19 protein-coding genes and 1 tRNA gene are annotated in these 18,521 nt (G+C 35.9%); 9 read left to right on the top strand and 11 right to left on the bottom strand.

The annotated features are described in order from the left end of the window. Positions 1–288 precede the first annotated feature (288 nt). Together BLQ19_RS09800 and BLQ19_RS09795 are read left to right on the top strand one after the other, a co-directional pair. The gene (locus BLQ19_RS09800) at positions 289–549 is read left to right on the top strand and encodes a hypothetical protein (RefSeq protein ID WP_024478925.1); all 261 of its coding nucleotides are present in this window, start codon (positions 289–291) and stop codon (positions 547–549) included. A 41-nt stretch (positions 550–590) separates the two neighbouring features. Then, entirely contained in the window at positions 591–1,007 is a 417-nt protein-coding gene (locus BLQ19_RS09795; protein WP_025613717.1) for a hypothetical protein, read from the top strand. Positions 1,008–1,119: 112 nt separating this feature from the next. Here BLQ19_RS09795 and BLQ19_RS09790 read toward each other — a convergent pair. After that, positions 1,120–1,192 (bottom strand) — tRNA-Met (locus tag BLQ19_RS09790). A gap of 232 nt (positions 1,193–1,424) precedes the next feature. On the opposite strand from BLQ19_RS09790, the gene BLQ19_RS09785 reads away from it, so the two are divergent. From BLQ19_RS09785 to BLQ19_RS09775, 3 genes are all read left to right on the top strand, one after another. Beyond that, the gene (locus BLQ19_RS09785; protein ID WP_074538235.1) at positions 1,425–2,906 is read left to right on the top strand and encodes a Na+/H+ antiporter NhaC family protein; all 1,482 of its coding nucleotides are present in this window, start codon (positions 1,425–1,427) and stop codon (positions 2,904–2,906) included. A 48-nt stretch (positions 2,907–2,954) separates the two neighbouring features. Next, on the top strand, positions 2,955–3,842 hold the full coding sequence (gene era, locus BLQ19_RS09780; RefSeq protein ID WP_024478922.1) for a GTPase Era: 888 nt from the start codon (positions 2,955–2,957) through the stop codon (positions 3,840–3,842). Between the two features lie 86 nt (positions 3,843–3,928). Further along, a complete protein-coding gene (locus BLQ19_RS09775) occupies positions 3,929–5,449 on the top strand; it encodes a choice-of-anchor I family protein (RefSeq protein ID WP_074538234.1) in 1,521 nt (506 codons plus the stop codon). A gap of 50 nt (positions 5,450–5,499) precedes the next feature. Here the strand turns inward: BLQ19_RS09775 and BLQ19_RS09770 are convergent, their stop codons facing one another. Continuing rightward, positions 5,500–5,994, bottom strand: coding sequence for a hypothetical protein (locus BLQ19_RS09770; protein WP_025613680.1), 495 nt, complete (start codon positions 5,992–5,994; stop codon positions 5,500–5,502). A gap of 166 nt (positions 5,995–6,160) precedes the next feature. Here BLQ19_RS09770 and der point away from each other — a divergent pair, with 166 nt between their 5' ends. Further along, positions 6,161–7,468: a ribosome biogenesis GTPase Der gene (der, locus tag BLQ19_RS09765; RefSeq protein WP_024478919.1), complete on the top strand. Its 1,308-nt coding sequence runs from the start codon at positions 6,161–6,163 to the stop codon at positions 7,466–7,468. Positions 7,469–7,551: 83 nt separating this feature from the next. Here der and BLQ19_RS09760 read toward each other — a convergent pair whose 3' ends face one another. The 6 genes from BLQ19_RS09760 to BLQ19_RS09735 are packed head-to-tail and all read right to left on the bottom strand — an operon-like array spanning position 7,552 to position 11,228. Next, complete coding sequence (locus tag BLQ19_RS09760; RefSeq protein ID WP_139150234.1) at positions 7,552–8,019, bottom strand: hypothetical protein; 468 nt, start codon at positions 8,017–8,019, stop codon at positions 7,552–7,554. A gap of 56 nt (positions 8,020–8,075) precedes the next feature. After that, complete coding sequence (locus tag BLQ19_RS09755; RefSeq protein WP_074538232.1) at positions 8,076–8,873, bottom strand: TPM domain-containing protein; 798 nt, start codon at positions 8,871–8,873, stop codon at positions 8,076–8,078. Beyond that, positions 8,854–9,291: a TPM domain-containing protein gene (locus BLQ19_RS09750; RefSeq protein ID WP_074538231.1), complete on the bottom strand. Its 438-nt coding sequence runs from the start codon at positions 9,289–9,291 to the stop codon at positions 8,854–8,856. Before BLQ19_RS09750 ends, BLQ19_RS09755 begins: the two co-directional genes overlap by 20 nt. Positions 9,292–9,299: 8 nt before the next feature. Beyond that, positions 9,300–9,899, bottom strand: a complete 600-nt coding sequence (locus tag BLQ19_RS09745) for a LemA family protein (RefSeq protein ID WP_024478915.1) — start codon at positions 9,897–9,899, stop codon at positions 9,300–9,302. Positions 9,900–9,921: 22 nt separating this feature from the next. After that, a complete protein-coding gene (locus tag BLQ19_RS09740) occupies positions 9,922–10,251 on the bottom strand; it encodes a MerR family transcriptional regulator (RefSeq protein ID WP_024478914.1) in 330 nt (109 codons plus the stop codon). Next, complete coding sequence (locus tag BLQ19_RS09735) at positions 10,251–11,228, bottom strand: M23 family metallopeptidase (protein WP_024478913.1); 978 nt, start codon at positions 11,226–11,228, stop codon at positions 10,251–10,253. The genes BLQ19_RS09740 and BLQ19_RS09735 overlap by 1 nt, the downstream gene beginning before the upstream one ends. Positions 11,229–11,418: 190 nt before the next feature. Between BLQ19_RS09735 and alaS the strand changes: the two genes are divergently transcribed. The 3 genes from alaS to BLQ19_RS09720 all read left to right on the top strand — a co-directional run bounded on the left by alaS (position 11,419) and on the right by BLQ19_RS09720 (position 15,704). Next, a complete protein-coding gene (gene alaS / locus BLQ19_RS09730; RefSeq protein ID WP_074538230.1) occupies positions 11,419–14,034 on the top strand; it encodes an alanine--tRNA ligase in 2,616 nt (871 codons plus the stop codon). A gap of 105 nt (positions 14,035–14,139) precedes the next feature. After that, complete coding sequence (locus BLQ19_RS09725; RefSeq protein WP_074538229.1) at positions 14,140–15,096, top strand: GSCFA domain-containing protein; 957 nt, start codon at positions 14,140–14,142, stop codon at positions 15,094–15,096. Beyond that, a complete protein-coding gene (locus tag BLQ19_RS09720) occupies positions 15,093–15,704 on the top strand; it encodes a DUF4230 domain-containing protein (protein ID WP_024478910.1) in 612 nt (203 codons plus the stop codon). The genes BLQ19_RS09725 and BLQ19_RS09720 overlap by 4 nt, the downstream gene beginning before the upstream one ends. A 1-nt stretch (position 15,705) precedes the next feature. Here BLQ19_RS09720 and BLQ19_RS09715 read toward each other — a convergent pair whose 3' ends face one another. The 3 genes from BLQ19_RS09715 to BLQ19_RS21275 form a co-directional block, all read right to left on the bottom strand. After that, positions 15,706–17,457: an aromatic amino acid hydroxylase gene (locus BLQ19_RS09715; protein ID WP_074538228.1), complete on the bottom strand. Its 1,752-nt coding sequence runs from the start codon at positions 17,455–17,457 to the stop codon at positions 15,706–15,708. A gap of 135 nt (positions 17,458–17,592) precedes the next feature. Next, positions 17,593–18,147, bottom strand: a complete 555-nt coding sequence (locus tag BLQ19_RS09710) for a DUF4136 domain-containing protein (protein WP_074538227.1) — start codon at positions 18,145–18,147, stop codon at positions 17,593–17,595. Between the two features lie 75 nt (positions 18,148–18,222). Next, entirely contained in the window at positions 18,223–18,384 is a 162-nt protein-coding gene (locus BLQ19_RS21275) for a C1orf53 family protein (RefSeq protein ID WP_158399903.1), read from the bottom strand. Between the last annotated feature and the right edge of the window lie 137 nt (positions 18,385–18,521).

Here is an 18,521-nt window from a genome sequence, read left to right as displayed (position 1 = left end):
TTAGTATAGAAACAAAACATAAAACTCATCCCAAAGCTTGTGCAGATGCTAAGTTCCTTTAAACATGTATTTTTCTACATAAACAATTTTTTTAGGATTGTAACTATTTGATATCCAGTTACACATGATTTTTAGCCAAGGATACAATTAATCGTTGAGGTATTATTCTATTGACATACCTTGTAGGAAAGTTAGATAAATAAGTACGTATTATTTGTTAGGAAAACTATTTGATATCAAAAGCGATTACAACAAAAACTAAAATTTTAATCCTTAAAAACACTTATTATGAAAGATTTGCAAGACGATGTGGTATTTACTGCATCATTAGACGGAATTAAATTATCTACAGATCAAATTAAACGTATTGATGATGGCATTAAAAATGTGATCATGACGGAATTAGCTCAAATAGATCATGGAGGAGATATAGTTATTAATAAAAAAATTGCTCTTAATCCTAAATTGAAAGGATTTAACGACCTGTTTAAGTATGGAATTTGGTTGGAAGATTTTGATAGATTTAGATCCAGAATTCAGAAATTCTAAATCTTAATTTTTTTTTAGCTCTAGGGGTAAATAGATGAATTATGAAAAAATCTAAAAATACTAAAGAAGAGAACTTATTATGTCCTAGTTATTTGGCAAAGCCAGGAGCACAGCTGTATGGTATTATAAACTCTGATGGATATATCGATTTTCTTAAACAACCAATAGCGGTCAATCAAACTTTTATAGCACAAGCAAATGAAGGTAGAAATCCTGAAAACCGGTTTCGTTTTGCTGGAAATTGCGCAAAATCTGGATGTAAACAGTGGACCGGTAAGGACTGCGGATTGGTTGGCAATATCATATCAATAGTAGCCAATGAAGTATCTAAAGAGTTGCAATTTTGTCCCATTAGAACAAAATGCCGATGGTATGCGCAAGAAGGTGAGCAGGCATGTGCCCAATGTAATGAAGTAGTAAGGAATATTGAAACTAAGCTTGTTTTAGAAGGAAGTTAAGATTCCACCATAAAAAGACACATTGAATTTTTAAAAGATCTAATTTTTAAAAACTTCGTCCAAAAACAGGTGTAAAATAAAAAACCACTTCATTTGAAGTGGTTTTTTCTAGTAGCGGGAACTGGACTCGAACCAGTGACCTTCGGGTTATGAGCCCGACGAGCTACCTACTGCTCTATCCCGCGATATGGGTTTCTGAAACGATCATTTTAGCTTTTAACTTTCAACTCATAACTGCTGACTGACGTATTTCAGGCTGCAAATATAGTTACTTTTTACGATTCACCAAACTTTATTTGAAATAAATATTAAAAATTTTAGATAGCCACTTTAAATAGGGTATTTGTGAGCTCCTTACTTAAAATCTTACTATTTTGTACGGGTTTTAAAAACCATTGGATTACAAAACATTTATTTATGGAAAACTACGGCTTACTCTCAATTTTACCACCCGTTATTGCAATTGTTTTAGCGCTCAAAACAAAACAAATATATATAGTTTTGCTTTTTGGTATTTGGTTTTCTTGGTTGATCATGAGCGATTGGAATGTGCTAACAGGAACATTGGCAACCATAGAGGGTATGGTAAATGTTTTTAAATCTGAAGGCAATACCAGAACCATAATGTTTAGTGCCCTTGTAGGGGCATTACTCTTATTTATTCAGTACTCCAAAGGGGTAGAAGGTTTTATAAACCAGTTGAATAAAGTGATTCATTTCTTTGAAAAAAAGCAAAAAGGCTATAGTAGAGTAGTAGTGCAGTTATTAGCATTGCTTACAGGCTTATTATTATTTGTAGAAACAAGCATTAGCTCATTAACGGTAGGAACACTGTACAGACCCGTTTTCGATAAACTAAAAATACCAAGAGAGAAGTTGGCATATATTGCCGATTCTAGTTCTGCCCCTTCCTCCATTTTAATTCCTTTTAATGCTTGGGGTGCTTTTATTATGGGTTTACTAGTGACGCAAGGTTTAGACAATCCTTTTGGTTTATTGCTCTCTTCTATAGCCTATAATTTTTATCCAATATTGGCTATTGCCATTGTCTTTGTGGTGATTTTAACCAAAAAAGATATTGGCCCGATGGCTAAGGCGGAGAAAAGAACAAGGGAAACAGGAAAGTTATTGAATGATAATTCTAAACCTATGCTTTCTAGTGAGGTAACTTCATTGGCGCCAAAAGAAGGTATAAAGGCAAGAGCGTATAATATGATTGTGCCCTTGGCAACCATGGTTTTTATGATGCCAATTAATTTAGTCTATACGGGTTGGAGTGCGGTAGAGAATGCTACTTCATTTTCCGATCATGTTTTCCAGGCCATTGGGAAAGGCTCAGGGTCATCGTCTGTGTTATATGCGGTACTTACGGCTATTCTAGTGGCTATGATCATGTATAGATCTCAAAAAATAATGAAGACAAAAGAAATGATTGACTTGGTCTTAAAAGGTATAAGTGAATTAATGCCCTTAGCATTACTAATGTTATTAGCCTTTGCTATTGGCGATGCCTGTAATCAATTAGGGACAGGAGCTTTTGTGGCAGATTGGTCAAAAGATTGGTTGTCACCAGAGTTTTTACCAGCAATTATTTTTGTAATTAGTTCATTTATAGCATTCTCTACAGGCACTTCATGGGGTACTTTTGCTATCATGATGGCTATTGCAGTGCCTATGGCAGAGGTACATGGTGCGCCATTAACGCTGGTAATAGCAGCAACTTTAGGAGGGGGTATTTTTGGAGACCACTGTTCTCCGATATCAGATACGTCTATTATTTCGTCTATGGCATCGGCCAGTGATCATATAGATCATGTGAATACGCAGTTGCCTTATGCCTTAATTGGTGGTGGAATTACCGTAGTTATGTACTTAATTTTAGGTTTTGTTATGAATTAAAGGCCTACAATAAGCTACCTTTGTACTTTTAAATGTTAAAATAGTAAGATGGCAGATCATAAAGCTGGTTTTGTAAATATTATTGGAAATCCTAATGTGGGGAAATCTACCTTGATGAATGCTTTTGTGGGCGAGAAATTATCCATTATCACCTCCAAAGCACAAACAACGAGACACCGTATTTTAGGGATAGTTAATGGGGATGATTTTCAAATGATTTTATCAGATACTCCGGGGATTATCAAACCTGCTTACGAGTTACAATCTTCTATGATGGATTTTGTAAAGTCGGCTTTCGAAGATGCAGATATTCTAATCTACATGGTAGAAATAGGGGAAAAGGCATTAAAAGATGAGCGTTTCTTTGATAAATTGAAGAATAGCAAAATTCCGGTACTTTTATTATTAAATAAGATTGATGTTTCTGAGCAAGGTATTTTAGAGGAGCAAGTGCAATATTGGCATGAGCAATTACCAACGGCAGAAATACACCCGATAAGTGCGTTACAGAATTTTAATGTCAAAGAAGTATTCCTTCGTATTTTAGAATTGCTACCGGTTTCTCCGGCGTTTTATCCTAAAGATCAATTAACAGATAAGCCAGAACGTTTCTTTGTCAACGAAACTATTAGAGAGAAAATATTACAGAACTACAAAAAAGAAATTCCATATTCAGTAGAAATAGATACAGAAGAATTTTTTGAGGATGATAAAATTATTAGAATGCGATCTGTTATTATGGTAGAGCGCGATTCTCAAAAAGGAATTATTATAGGTCATAAAGGTGCAGCCTTAAAAAGAGTGGGTGTGGAGTCTAGAAAAGATTTAGAGATTTTCTTTGATAAGCAAGTGCATTTAGAACTGTATGTAAAAGTAAATAAGAACTGGAGAAGCAATGCTAATCAGTTAAAACGTTTTGGTTACAATCAAGGCTAGGTTCTTAACCTTTGTTTGTTCTTTAGTTTACGCCTAAGTTACACAAAAGTTGCATTTTTGGTTGTTATACATAAACAACCAAAACAATGAAAAATTTTACTTTAATTGCTCTTTTTGGAGGGCTTTTACTAACTTCTTGTATTAAAGACCACGTAGGACATGGTGGTGATGCTGATATAGATGTATCTGCATTACAATTTACAAAAATTGGAGGATTCTCAAATGGCTCTGGAGACGAAGGGTTTTCGGAGATCAGTGCTTTTGATCCTAGCACTAAAAAATTATTTGTTGTAAATCCTGTGCAATCAGAAGTGTCCGTTTGGGATATATCGGTACCTTCTTCTGCGGTTAAATTAACATCAATTATCCTTACAGGAGTTCCAAATAGCGTTGCGGTTCATGATGGCGTGGTTGCGGTAGCGGTAGAAAATACTAATAAGCAATCCAATGGGACTATTCAAACCTATGATACTACTTCTCAAAACTTAATAACATCTTATACCGTTGGCGCGTTACCAGATATGGTAGCCTTTTCTCCTGATGGCGCCTATTTAATTTCTGCTAATGAAGGAGAGCCTAATGATGACTATACAGTAGACCCAGAAGGTTCTGTCTCTATCATTAATATTGAAAGAAATGAAATTAACACCTTATTTTTTACCTCCTTTAGTGCATCTGCAATAGGGAAAAATTTTCGAGTTTTCGGCCCTAATGCGAGTATCGCTCAAGATGTAGAGCCTGAGTATATCGCGGTGTCTGATGATAGCAAATACGCATACATTACCTTACAAGAAAATAACGGAATTGCGGTAGTAAATTTAGCAGCAAAAACAATTACCGATGTATTTGGATTAGGGACGAAAGATTTTTCTCTTCCAGAAAATACTATGGATGCGAGTAATAAAGATGATGTTTTGGGGAATTTTAAAAACTGGCCTGTATGGAGCTTCTATATGCCAGATGCCATTGCATTTGCAACCATTGATGAAATGGAATATATCATTACTGCTAATGAAGGAGACTCTAGAGATTATGATGGTTATTCTGAAGAAGAACGCGTAAAGGATTTGACCTTAGATCCAACAGCTTTTCCTAATGCTGCAGAATTACAATTAGATGAAAATTTAGGGCGATTAAAAATTACTACTGCCAATGGTGATCTTGATGGTGATGGCGATTTTGATGAAATTTATGGATATGGCGCTAGATCCTTTTCAATTTGGAATACATCAGGAACTTTGGTGTATGATAGTGCAGATGATATAGGACGTACTACATTGGATATCAACCCATCATTTTTCAATGCAGATGAAGGTGAAGCTGATGGCAGAAGTGATGATAAAGGTGCTGAGCCAGAATCGGTAACTACTTTAAAAATTGGAAATGCAACCTTGTTATTTGTTGGGTTAGAGAGATCTGGAGGTGTTATGGTTTATGATATTTCTAATCCTACGAGTCCGCAGTTTCTAGAATGGTTATTAGATACAAATGATATAGCTCCGGAAGGCTTGTTAGCTATAGCGGCAAAAGATAGCCCAACGGGCGAAAATCTATTAGTGGTAACCAATGAAGTTTCTAATACTGTTGCTATTTATGAGATTAAATAGAAGTAGATAAAATTTGTGTTATAATCCCTAAGTTCTAAAAAGCTTGGGGATTATTTATTTAGAGTCTCTTCCATTAGGTTATACAACTCCTGCATTTGTGGTCTTCCTTTTTGTTTGCCAATACGCCCAAAAGCATAAAAAGAAAACCATAGAACAATCATTAGTACCATTAAACCTACTTGAACTCCGTAGGGTTTGTGCAAGGCAAAACTAGAATAAGCCCAAATAGATATGGCTATAAATAGGAGTGCAATCCCAAAATGTAGGAACATAAAAAAAGTCCATAAGGTTGGGTTAGGACCAAAAACGCCATAGACCGTACAAGAGTTGTCTTTCTCGTTAGCGACAATTTCTAGATGGAGTTGTGGCGACCAGAAATGATGTTCCTTGGCTTTAAACTTCAGAAATAGGTGTTCATCTAAACGTTTGCATTGTATAGCGTGATGTTCTAAAGGACTGAAATTAGAAAGTAGCTGTTCTTTTTCTGAGTTCAATACCAATTGAAAACGAGGTCTTAAGACGATAGTGTTTGGAAGCGTTTTCACAGGTGCCTAGTTAATTTTTAAACGAGTTTGGGGCTAAATATATCTCAAATTTTCTAAGATCGTTACATTTTTCTTTTCCCTAATTTCACAGTAACAGCTATTTAGGTAGAGAAGATATCATTTTTCTTCAATAAATAATAGTACTTTTGCAGCAAAATTACGAAGTATGAGTGCTATTGTAGCCATTGTAGGAAGACCTAACGTAGGGAAATCAACTTTTTTTAACCGATTAATAAAGCGTAGAGAGGCTATTGTTGATGCGGTTAGTGGAGTTACACGTGACCGTCATTACGGCAAGAGTGACTGGAATGGAAGAGAATTCTCAGTAATAGATACTGGAGGATATGTAAAAGGAAGTGATGATGTTTTTGAAGCAGAAATTGATAAACAAGTAGAATTGGCTATCGATGAAGCAGATGTAATCATTTTTATGGTAGACGTAGAAACCGGAATTACCGGGATGGATGAAGACGTTGCTAATTTACTTCGTAAAGTTAAAAAGCCGGTTTTATTAGCGGTAAATAAAGTAGATAATAACAAACGTGCAGAAGATGCTGTAGAGTTTTATTCTCTTGGTTTAGGAGATTATTTTACTATTGCAAGTACTAATGGATCGGGAACAGGAGATTTATTAGATGCTTTAGTAGAAGTGCTTCCAGAAAAGGAACCAAACAGGGATGAAGATTTACCGAGATTTGCAGTAGTAGGGAGACCTAATGCAGGAAAATCATCTTTCATTAATGCATTAATTGGCGAAGAGCGGTATATTGTTACTGATGTTGCTGGTACGACTAGAGATAGTATTGATACTAAATACAACCGTTTTGGTTTTGAATTTAATCTTGTTGATACAGCAGGTATCCGTAGAAAGTCTAAGGTACATGAAGACCTAGAGTTTTACTCGGTAATGCGTTCTGTAAGAGCTATTGAGCATTCAGATGTGTGTATTCTAATTTTAGATGCAACACGTGGTTTTGATGGTCAGGTTCAGAATATTTTCTGGTTGGCACAACGTAACAATAAAGGAATTGTTGTTCTTGTGAATAAGTGGGATTTGGTAGAAGAGAAAGAGACCAATACCATGAAGCAATATACGCAAAAGATCAAAGAGGCTATGGAGCCTTTTGTAGATGTGCCTATTATTTTTATGTCGGTATTGACGAAGCAGCGTATTTTTAAAGCGATTGAAACGGCAGTACAAGTCTATGAAAATAGAAGCCGTAAGATTCAAACACGTAAGTTTAATGATATAATGCTACCGTTGATAGAAAACTATCCTCCGCCAGCATACAAAGGTAAATATGTGAAAATTAAGTTCTGTACGCAGTTACCGACACCATATCCGCAATTTGCATTTTTCTGCAACTTGCCACAATACGTTAGGGATCCGTACAAACGTTTCTTAGAGAATAAGCTTAGAGAAAGTTTTGATTTCTCTGGAGTGCCTATCTCTGTATTTATGCGTAAAAAGTAAGACACACAAAAGGATATAATATTAAAGAGGGCTAAATTCTATCATAGAATTTAGCCCTCTTTTTTAGGATTTAAAGCGTATTGCTATAGTATAAATAGCGTAATCGTTTTATTTTCAAGATCTATTTCACTAGTTGCACCACTTACAGAAATACTATCTATTTCGGTGTCTATTCCGCAGCACTCACTGCCCTCTCCGGTCTTTTCTATATCCATATTCATTGTGAAAAAAGCATCAGTCTTTAAATTAACGGTATAGCTTTTTTCTTGACTTTCTAAAATATCTATTGATAAATAGATACCTGGAGTTTCTTCAGTAGTAGTTACTGAAAAAGCGGCATTCATACTAGCTTCGTCAAAAATGGTAATATTAGAAGCGGTATAGGTCCCGTTGGCAATTAAATTAGCGCCAGATGCTTCGTCAATGATGATCATCTTAAAGTTGTTAGAAAAACAGCTTACGATACTGCAGTCTGTTGTAGTTGTCTCGCTACTGCTTTCACATTGCACAAGAAATAGGGATAAGAAAAGTACTGTTATTGATTTATACATAGTAGGGTTTTTAAAAAGATACAAATTATAAAGAATGGTTGCGTTTGTTAGGGAGGTTACCAACCACCAGAAGCGCCGCCTCCGCCAAAGCCTCCGCCACCGAAGCCTCCGCCAAAACCACCTCCGCCGCCAAAGCCACCACCGCCACCGAAACCTCCTCCGGAGCTATGGCCACCGCGACCCATATTACTCAGAATAATAGCATCCCAAATATCAAAACCTCCAGACCTTTTGCCGCCATTTCTGCCGCCGCCGTTTCCTTTACTTTTGTTAGAAAAGATGATAATGATAATGATGAATATTAAAAATGGGAATAAACTTTTAAAAGGAAAAGAGTTGGTGCTAAAGGTGCGGTCTTCTTGAAATTCTCCCGTAAGGATACCAAAAATAGCATCGGCACCTTTGTTAATGCCTCCGTAGTAATCGCCTGTTTTAAATTCAGGGATGATCACTTGTTCTATAATTCGTTTAGACATGGCGTCGGTAAGAGAGCCTTCTACGCCATAACCGGTGTTTATAGCCACCTTTCGGTCGTCTTTAGCGAGAATTAGTAATAGTCCATTATCTGTATCACCCTGACCAATACCCCATTTTTGCCCCCATTGTGCGCCCAGGTAATTAATATCTTCGCCTTTAGTGCTTCCAATAATTACCACTACAATCTGTGTAGAGGTACTGTCAGCATAACTTTTTAATTTGTGGGTAAGTGTGTTTTTCTGCGAAGCAGATAACAAATTTATATAATCATAAACCCCTTTTTGCTCGCTAGGCTTTTCTGGAATCGTAAACTGACCAAAAGCAAAGGAAGTTAGGAATAGAACTAAAATTAATATGTTACCCTTTAGAAACTTCATTGCTAAGTTCATTTGTGTCGTTGTGTTGCCATGGAAAATGAGTGTGAAGTTCTTTTCCGGCTTTTAAGATGCCATCAATGATACCTTGTTTGAAGTTTCCTTCTTTAAATTGTTGTTGAATGACATTTTTAGTGGAGTCCCAAAAATCTTCAGGCACTACCTTGTCAATTCCTTTATCTCCGCAAATGACAAACTTTTTATCATGCACGGCCACATAGATCAAAACGCCGTTAGCGTCTTTCGTATTGTCCATCTTTAAAACATGGAAAACTTCTTCGGCACGTTTAAAGTGATCTAAGGTAGTATGTGCTTCAATATGAACTCTAATCTCACCAGAAGTATTTTTTTCAGCTGCTATAATAGCCTGAACAATCTCTTGCTCTTCTTTTTCGGATAAAAATGCTTCTACTTTAGACATATTAGGTTCTAGTTAAAATCAAAATTTACATCTGGAGCATTTTCTGCACCTCTATTTGCTGAGAATAAGGATAGTTGTTGAAACCCTGCTAAAGAAGCAATAATATTTGTTGGTATTTTTGCAATCTTTATATTATACTCACCAGCTAAATCATTGAAGCGGTTACGCTCTACATTGATTCTATTTTCAGTACCCTCTATTTGTGATTGTAAGTCTAAGAAATTTTGGTTCGCTTTTAGTTCAGGGTAGCGCTCTACTACGACCATTAATTTACTTAAAGCACCTGTTAAACCACTTTGTGCTTGTTGAAAAGCGGCCATCTTATCAGGAGTCAAGTTATTCGCATCAATAGTTGTAGACGTGGCTTTAGATCTAGCTTCTATAACGTCTGTTAAGGTTCCTCTCTCAAAATCTGCAGCACCCTGCACCGTTTTAACTAGATTGCCAATTAGGTCACTACGTCTCTGATATGAGCTTTCTACGTTTGCCCATTGCTTGGTAGCTTGTCCTTTCATTTCTACAAGGGTATTGTTAGCGCTAACATACCACATTCCAAAAAGGGCAATTACAGCTACAATAACAATAATCCCGATCAGTCCTTTTTTCATCTTTACTATTTTTTGGTAAGTGTTATAATTGATTTTTTATTTTGACTAGTTCAGCTTTTATGCCTTCTAATTTACTAATGATGTCAAACGTTGATAGGGTCTGACTCTTGTTTTCTTTTAAATGAGTTTTGGCACCCTCTAAAGTAAAACCGCGTTCTTTTACCAAGTGATAAATTAACTGCAAATTTTTTACATCTTGTGGGGTGAATTTTCTGTTGCCCTTTGCATTTTTTTTAGGTTGAAGTACATCAAACTCTTTTTCCCAAAACCGAATCAACGATGTGTTGACATCAAAGGCCTTTGCAATTTCGCCAATACCGTAATATCTTTTTTCAGGAAGTTCTATATGCATTAGTCTAATGATTGGTTTTCTTGTGATGCTGTTCTCAACATGTTTGCGAATTCTTCCGCAGTTAAACTTCCGTAGTAGAAGTTAATGGGGTTAATACGTTGGTCATCTTTAAAAACTTCATAATGAAGGTGAGGCGCTTCTGAACGTCCTGTACTCCCAACAAAGCCAATAAGATCTCCGCGTTTTACCGTTTTACCTGCAGTAACATTGTATTTACTCATGTGCGCATATAAACTTACATACCCAAAACCATGATCAATACGAATATGGTTTCCGTATCCAGAAGAATTACTATCGGCACGGATCACTTTACCATCTCCAGTGGCATAGATAGGGGTTCCTTTAGGAGACGTAAAATCCATTCCCCAGTGCATTTTTCTTGCTTTTGTAAACGGATCCGAACGCCAACCGTATCCTGAGGCCATTCTTTTTAAATCTTCATTATTAATGGGTTGTATCGCAGGAATTGCCGCAAGCAGCTTTTCTTTCTCTTCCGCAAGTTTTGTAATCTCATCTAAAGATTTAGATTGGATGACCATTTGCTTTTGAATTATATCCATTCGTTTTGTAGAAGCAATAATCATTTCAGAATTATTAAACCCTTCTAATGATTTATATCGGTTTACCCCACCAAAACCAGCTCTTCGTTGCTCATCAGGGATAGGGTTAGCTTCAAAATAAACGCGGTAAATATTGTTGTCTCTATCTTCTATATTGGCCAACACCTGTTCTACCTGCTCCATTTTCTTATCTAAAAGCTCAAATTGCAAATCATAATTCCGCAACTCGCGCTGTAAAGACAATTCTTTAGGCGTATTGATAAAATTGGTATTCAATAATATGGTAAGGCCTAGCAGACCGAACAAAAAAGAACCTAGTAAAAACAGGCCTATATTCCTGTATCTTCTAGATTTTTTTGCTTCTATTTTGCGATACGATAAAGTATCTGGATCGTAATAATATTTTACTTTAGACATAAATGGATTTTATCCTATTTTTGTGCTTTCAATTTAACGTAACAAACAAATATAAAAATAGTTTTGTAGATTCCCTTAAATTTATCAAAAGCTTAAGTTTTTGTCATCATTTTCTTCTTTTTTAAAGGGAATTTAGGCAACTATGGGGTTAGATTTATAAGAATGTGCTAAAAGCATTAAACAATTACAGATGAAATCTCAAGAGATACGATCAAAATTTTTAGAATTTTTTAAGGACAAAGAACATAAAATAGTTGATTCTGCTCCTATGGTCATTAAAGATGACCCTACTTTAATGTTTACAAATGCTGGTATGAACCAGTTTAAAGAATTCTTTTTAGGAAATACAGTCCCTAAAGATACCCGTGTTACAGATACTCAAAAATGTTTGCGCGTTAGTGGTAAGCATAATGATTTGGAGGAAGTAGGGAAAGATACCTACCACCATACGATGTTTGAGATGTTGGGGAACTGGAGTTTTGGTGATTATTTTAAAGAAGAAGCCATTACGTGGGCTTGGGAATTTTTGACAGATGTTTGTAAGATTGATAAAACAAGTCTTTATGTAACCGTTTTTGAGGGGAGTAAAGATGCTGATAATTTAGAGGAAGATGCGGAAGCATTAGCGCTTTGGAAAAATATTGTACCAGAATCTCAAATTCTTTTTGGAAATAAAAAGGATAATTTTTGGGAAATGGGAGATCAAGGCCCTTGCGGACCTTGTTCAGAAATTCATGTAGATATTAGATCTGCTGAAGAAAAAGCTAAAGTTTCTGGTGCATCATTAGTAAATAATGATCACCCACAAGTAGTAGAGATTTGGAATTTGGTATTTATGCAATACAACCGTAGAGCAAATGGCCAATTAGAATCATTACCAGCAAAGCATGTAGATACAGGAATGGGCTTTGAACGTTTGTGCATGGTGATGCAAAACGTGCAATCTAACTATGATACCGATGTTTTTACACCAATCATCAGAGAGATAGAAGCTATTACCAATAATACTTACGGTAAGGATGAGAAGCTAGATATAGCAATACGTGTGATAGCAGATCATATCCGTGCGGTATCTTTTTCAATATCTGACGGGCAATTGCCAAGTAATACAGGAGCGGGGTACGTAATTCGTAGAATTTTACGTAGAGCTATTCGGTATGGCTTTACGTTCTTAGATACTAAAGAACCATTTATGTACCGTTTGGTAAATGTTCTTTGTGATAGTATGGGAGCTGCCTTTCCTGAACTTAAAAGTCAGAAACAACTTATTGAAAATGTTATTAAAGAAGAAGAACATTCTTTCTTGAAAACTTTAGATCAAGGGCTGGTACTTTTAGATTCTATTATTGCAAGCGCCGCAAGCGATACTATTGATGGTAGAAAAGCTTTTGAATTGTATGATACTTTTGGATTCCCAATAGATTTAACCGCATTAATTTTAAGTGAAAGAGGACTTCATTTAGATGAAAAAGGGTTTGAAGTTGCTATGGGAGAGCAGAAGAAGCGTTCGCGTTCTGCATCAGAAATATCGAAAGAAGATTGGACGGTGCTTTCTTCAGACTTAGAACAAGAGTTTATTGGATATGATGTCTTACAATCTAACGTAAAACTAGTAAAATATAGAAAGGTTACCTCTAAAAAAGATGGGGAGCAATATCAAATTGTATTTAACTTAACTCCTTTCTACGCAGAAGGTGGTGGACAAGTAGGAGATAAAGGATATTTAGAAGCGGCAAACGGAGACGTAATCTATATCCTAGATACAAAGAAAGAGAATAACGAAATTATTCACTTTGCTAAGAACCTTCCGAAAGATGTCAAAGAAACGTTTAAAGCGGTGGTTGATGAAAAGCAACGAAGAAGAACGGAAGCAAACCATACCGCAACACATTTATTACATCAAGCATTGCGTGAAATTTTAGGAACACATGTAGAACAAAAAGGTTCTGCGGTACATTCTAAATATTTACGCTTTGATTTTTCGCATTTCTCTAAAGTGACTGCCGAGGAGTTAACGGAAGTAGAGAATTTTGTGAATGCACGTATTGAAGGGAATTTACCATTGGAAGAAAGTAGAAATGTACCTATGCAAACGGCAGTGGAGCAAGGTGCTATGGCCTTGTTCGGAGAAAAATATGGTGATGCAGTAAGAACCATTCGCTTTGGAAAATCTATTGAGCTTTGCGGCGGTACGCATGTAAAAACTACAGCAGATATTTGGCATTTTAAAATTAAATCAGAAGGAGCTGTAGCCTCTGGGATTCGTAGAATTGAAGCGATAACTTCTGATGCGGTTAAAGATTTTTATACGGATAATAACAATACACTTTCTGAGGTTAAAGTTTTACTAAACAATAGTAAAGATCCTGTAAAGGCAGTGACTAGCTTACAAGAAGAAAATGCCAAACTAAAGAAAGAAGTAGAAGGTTTGTTGCGGGATAAGGCTAAGAATTTGAAAGGCGATTTGCTTACAGAAATTCAGAGCCTAGACGGAATTGATTTTCTGGCGAAGAAAGTAGATTTAGATGCTGCTGGAATCAAAGATTTGTCCTTTGAGCTAGGAAGCAACAAAGACAATTTATTCTTATTGTTAGCTGCTGAAAATGAGGGTAAAGCTTTATTATCTTGCTATATTTCAAAAGAGCTAGTAGAAAAGAAAGGCTTAAGTGCGGTAACTGTAGTACGTGAATTAGGGAAACTTATTCAAGGTGGTGGCGGTGGCCAAGCATTTTTTGCAACTGCTGGAGGCAAAAACCCAGGAGGGATTGCAGAAGCATTAGAGAAGGCAAAGAATTACGTAGCGTAATAGCGCATTCCGTTTTAACGTTCACTTAGAAACGAATATTGATAACAATAAAAGGCTTAGTGGTGTACCTTTGGGTAGGTACTAAGCCTTTTTTGATTTTTAAAAATGAAACTCCAAACTCAAATTCCCTTAACGAAAGCCAAGCATCAAATTGATTATAATAGTCAGTTGCTATTGTTAGGGTCTTGTTTTGTTGAAAATATTGGAGAAAAATTAACGTACTTTAAATATCGATCTGTTCAAAATCCTTTCGGTATCCTATTTCATCCATTAGCTATTGAAAAATTAATTTCTAGGGCGATAACGTATACAGCCTATACAGAAGATGAGGTATTTTATTTAAATGAGCGCTGGCAGTGTTATGATGCACATTCCGAATTATCAGCACCTACCAAAGAGGCCTTGTTGGCTAATTTAAATAATAACTTGGTTATCGTTAGGCAACAACTAGAAAAAGCATCGCACTTGATCATTACTTTAGGTACAGCTTGGGTGTACCGTGAGTTGCTTACAGATCGCGTAGTGGCGAACTGTCATAAAGTTCCTCAGGCATCGTTTCATAAAGAACTACTCTCAGTAATTGCTATTCAAGAAAGTCTAGAGCGTATTGTAGCGCTTGTAGCCAAAGTAAATAGTAAAGTTCAAGTCGTATTTACGGTATCACCGGTACGTCATTTAAAAGATGGCTTTGTAGCAAATCAGCAAAGTAAAGCGCACTTGATAACGGCTATTCATCAAGTAATACATACTTCAGGAGAAAAGAACGCTTATTTTCCTAGTTATGAACTCATGATGGATGAGCTTCGGGATTATCGTTTTTATGCCGAAGATATGATACACCCTAATGCTGTGGCAATACGTTATATTTGGGAGAAGTTTAATGAAGTTTGGGTTTCTGATGTAGCAAGCTCTGGGATGAAAGCGGTAGAAGCTATACAGAGAGGTTTAGTGCATAGACCTTTTAATCCGGAGTCAGAACAACATCAAAAGTTTTTAAAAGCCTTAGAAGGTAAAATTGCGCGTGTTCAGAAACAATATCCATTTATGAAATTTAGTCTATGAAAAACATCATTATAGGAGCTGTGGTTACATTGGCCTTGGTATTTATTTTTCGTTCTTGTTCCGATAGTTCAAAAGAAAAGTCTATTCTAAAAGAAAACTCCATGCTTATCCAGGAGTCTATCAAAAATGTATCAAAATTAGTGGTGACCGAGGGGCATTTTGCTGAGGTTTATAACTATAAAGATTCGCAACAACTTTTTGGACCCTTAATTACGGCGGAGAAAAAAGCATTGGTAGTGGTAAATGCAGATGTTACGGTTGCTTATGATTTAAGTAAGATAGATTTTGAAGTACAGGAAGAAACAAAAACGCTACTGATAAAAAGTATCCCTGAGCCAGAAATAAAGCTAAATCCAGATTTTGAGTATTATGATGTTACGGCAGATTATTTGAATCAGTTTAATGCCAATGATTATAATAAGATCAAGAAGAATGTACGTGCCTCTTTAATGAAAAAAGTAGAGAATTCTGCTTTAAAAACTAATGCGCAAAACAGGTTGTTAAGCGAACTCTCTAATTTCTATATCCTAACTAATTCGTTAGGGTGGACTTTAGAATATAAAGGAGAAACTGTAAATGGTAATTTACCAGATTTGATAAAAGGATAAATTATATCACCAAACTTTGATTCACCAATAATAGTCCGTCGTCTATTAAACGACCCACGCTAGGATTATTTTGTTTCACTTTTTCTAAATGCGCTAAAATTTCTGAGGCAAATTTCACGTCGTTATTAGATTTTGCTAATTCATACAGTTCTACAGAAAGTAACCAGTCCTTAGGGAAGTTATGTTTCACTTCTTGAAAAACTTTATTCCTAGAAATTGTTGTGTTTTTGCCTTCTCTAAATTCTCTAATTTGTTGGTAGTATGTCTCTAGTAAGATGCTTTTGTCGTTTTTAGTAGGCTTTATAGTGGTGTTGGTCACCTTGTGGGTAATCAAATCAAAACTAGCTAAATCTGCAGGGCCATTAAATGCAGAAGCAATATTTTCTCCTATGGCCATATGGTATAAGCCGAAATTAGGAGTAAACAAAATAGTATCACCGTAGGTCACGGTACAATTGTCAAAGGTGATTAGTATAATTTCTCCTCGTAAATTACGTGTCCCTGTGATAATTTCTCCTTGAACCTTTATGCCGCCTTCAAATTCTAGATGGATGGTTTGCCCTTCAAAAATGTTATAGGCTTTTAAATCCCTAGGACTCATATCTTCAATAGCAAGGTTAATACCTTTAAGTTTCCCTATAGGAGACCCAAAACCTTGAGCATGGTGTTTGGTGCTATGACCCACGAGTTCTTTTTCGCGGTACGACAGTGCTGTTTTGCCTTTGGTTTGAAAATAAACGGGTTTGTTTTCAAACTCAATAACCTGTTCAAAATTACCAGAAATCTGAATCCCGGTACTCAACTCAATAGTCCCTAAATCTTTTGAATTGATTAGTTTTTTAATTCCTGATAAACCTCCTTTTCGCAGCGCCATAGTATTAGCAAATTCTTCTAACACTTGACTTAGAAAGGCAAAATCTGGAGTCACAAAAAGTTGAGGTTGTGGTTTTGTGATATCAAAAGAAGTATGTGCTGCCTCTATAGAATAGGGAATTTTTTTAACATCATCTGTCATACACCAAGCACTTTCTCCGATAGAAGAAAGTAAGCCTGCCCCGTAAATTTTAGGATTGTCAACAGTACCAATTAAGCCATACTCCACCGTCCACCAGTGTAAATTACGGATCAGCGCAATCTCACTAGGTTCTCCCATGTTTTGTTGTAAGTCTTCAATTAGTTTTTCAGCAACATCAATCTCATTTTGTGGTGTGCCATGAGCTTCTTTGATAATAGAAAGATGGCGCACAGCTTCATACAATTCATAATCTTTAGCGCTAGAGATTGCTTTACAACCAATCTCTCCAAATCTTCTTAAGTATTCTGCGTATTCAGGATTAGCAATAATAGGCGCATGACCTGCTCCTTCATGGATAATATCTGGTGCAGGAGTGTATTCAATATGTTCTAACTGCCGAATATCTGAAGCAATGACAAGCACATTATATGCTTGAAACTCCATAAATGCAGAAGGCGGTATGAATCCGTCTACCGCAACGGCAGCCCAACCAATTTCCTGTAGAATACGGTTCATCCCATACATGTTAGGAATGTCATCAATAGAAATCCCTGTTTTGTTGAGTCCGTCTAAATAGGATTTATGGGCAACCTTACTTAAATAATCTACATTTTTTCGCATTACATAACGCCATACAGCCTGATTGATAGCGGTGTAGTCACTATAATCCTGTGGCTTTATAAATTGCCTTAAATGCACTGGTAGTTTATCTAAAATAGGGTTACTCTCGTAAGACATAATTCGTATTTATTTCGGATTAAAGATACAAAATATAGTACAGATAAGTAGGTGTGATTTTACTGTGGTTAGGGCATAAAAAAAAAGCAGAACATAGGTTCTGCTTTCACGGTAATTTATAAGGATAACTATTTTTTAATTAGAAGCCATTGGCGGGTAAGCTTTTAATATCTCAGTAACAAACTTCTGAATGCGTTCTTCTTTCTTTTCTATATTTTTGGTTTGGTATAATGCACCAACACCTTTTCCTTGCCATACCAATTGCTTGTCTTTGGCGTCAATAAGATCAATATATAAAGAGCCCTCTGTACGGGTACTTACTTGGTTGCCATACATATTTTGTCCTCCCCAGAAATAAGGATTCCAACCCCATCCAAAGCCACCGCCCCAGTAATTATTGTAAATATCTACTTGTTCTCTTTCTTTTGTAAAAATGCTTACCAATATATCTGGGTTCTCAGATTTAGAAAAACCTCTAGCAGTCATTTCAGCTTCAATAGCATATAGAATTCTTTTTTTATCTAAATCCGAAATCTGAGCTTTATCAACACTCGTTTTATAAAATGCGTATGTTTTATAGGTGTTAAAATCTGCTTTTTTATCATAATCTGCCATTACACGGACGGAACTGCAGGAACTTAGAATAAGAAGCGCAAAAATAGGCAGGGCTAAAATTTTAAATGTTTTCATAACAAATTTTATTATAGGGTTATTATTATATTCTGATTAGCATAAATATCAATAATCATGCCGAAAGATCCTGATTTAGTTATACTTATTGGTTTTAGAACTATAGCCATAAGGACAATGTCTGCAACCACTTTCGCAACAGTATCCTCGTTTTAAATGGTACTGGGCGGTAAAAACTTTGTATCCTTGCTCCGAAAGGTAAAAGTCACCTTCTTCTATGGGGATAATTTTTTTCATCATAATACATCCGATTCCTGTAAATTTAATTCTTCTTTGCGGATTATAGAATTTAAAATAATTTTTAACGTTAATTTTAATAGTAGCCTAAAAATAAGATTCAGTTCTGCTGCAACACACCTAAAAATAGTTGTGGC

This window comes from Cellulophaga baltica (genome assembly GCF_900102165.1).
Taxonomy (GTDB): domain Bacteria; phylum Bacteroidota; class Bacteroidia; order Flavobacteriales; family Flavobacteriaceae; genus Cellulophaga; species Cellulophaga baltica.
Note: the sequence above shows the minus strand (reverse complement) of the source record. Positions and strands in the feature narration are given on the sequence as shown.

Excerpts from the sequence above, each read along its gene's own strand:
- BLQ19_RS09800 (WP_024478925.1), top strand. The coding sequence starts at position 289 with ATGAAAGATTTGCAAGACGATGTGGTATTTACTGCATCATTAGACGGA.
- BLQ19_RS09795 (WP_025613717.1), top strand. The coding sequence starts at position 591 with ATGAAAAAATCTAAAAATACTAAAGAAGAGAACTTATTATGTCCTAGT.
- BLQ19_RS09785 (WP_074538235.1), top strand. The coding sequence starts at position 1,425 with ATGGAAAACTACGGCTTACTCTCAATTTTACCACCCGTTATTGCAATT.
- era (WP_024478922.1), top strand. The coding sequence starts at position 2,955 with ATGGCAGATCATAAAGCTGGTTTTGTAAATATTATTGGAAATCCTAAT.
- BLQ19_RS09775 (WP_074538234.1), top strand. The coding sequence starts at position 3,929 with ATGAAAAATTTTACTTTAATTGCTCTTTTTGGAGGGCTTTTACTAACT.
- der (WP_024478919.1), top strand. The coding sequence starts at position 6,161 with ATGAGTGCTATTGTAGCCATTGTAGGAAGACCTAACGTAGGGAAATCA.
- BLQ19_RS09760 (WP_139150234.1), bottom strand. The coding sequence starts at position 8,019 with ATGTATAAATCAATAACAGTACTTTTCTTATCCCTATTTCTTGTGCAA.
- BLQ19_RS09755 (WP_074538232.1), bottom strand. The coding sequence starts at position 8,873 with ATGAAGTTTCTAAAGGGTAACATATTAATTTTAGTTCTATTCCTAACT.
- BLQ19_RS09750 (WP_074538231.1), bottom strand. The coding sequence starts at position 9,291 with ATGTCTAAAGTAGAAGCATTTTTATCCGAAAAAGAAGAGCAAGAGATT.
- BLQ19_RS09745 (WP_024478915.1), bottom strand. The coding sequence starts at position 9,899 with ATGAAAAAAGGACTGATCGGGATTATTGTTATTGTAGCTGTAATTGCC.
- BLQ19_RS09740 (WP_024478914.1), bottom strand. The coding sequence starts at position 10,251 with ATGCATATAGAACTTCCTGAAAAAAGATATTACGGTATTGGCGAAATT.
- BLQ19_RS09735 (WP_024478913.1), bottom strand. The coding sequence starts at position 11,228 with ATGTCTAAAGTAAAATATTATTACGATCCAGATACTTTATCGTATCGC.
- alaS (WP_074538230.1), top strand. The coding sequence starts at position 11,419 with ATGAAATCTCAAGAGATACGATCAAAATTTTTAGAATTTTTTAAGGAC.
- BLQ19_RS09725 (WP_074538229.1), top strand. The coding sequence starts at position 14,140 with ATGAAACTCCAAACTCAAATTCCCTTAACGAAAGCCAAGCATCAAATT.
- BLQ19_RS09720 (WP_024478910.1), top strand. The coding sequence starts at position 15,093 with ATGAAAAACATCATTATAGGAGCTGTGGTTACATTGGCCTTGGTATTT.
- BLQ19_RS09715 (WP_074538228.1), bottom strand. The coding sequence starts at position 17,457 with ATGTCTTACGAGAGTAACCCTATTTTAGATAAACTACCAGTGCATTTA.
- BLQ19_RS09710 (WP_074538227.1), bottom strand. The coding sequence starts at position 18,147 with ATGAAAACATTTAAAATTTTAGCCCTGCCTATTTTTGCGCTTCTTATT.
- BLQ19_RS21275 (WP_158399903.1), bottom strand. The coding sequence starts at position 18,384 with ATGAAAAAAATTATCCCCATAGAAGAAGGTGACTTTTACCTTTCGGAG.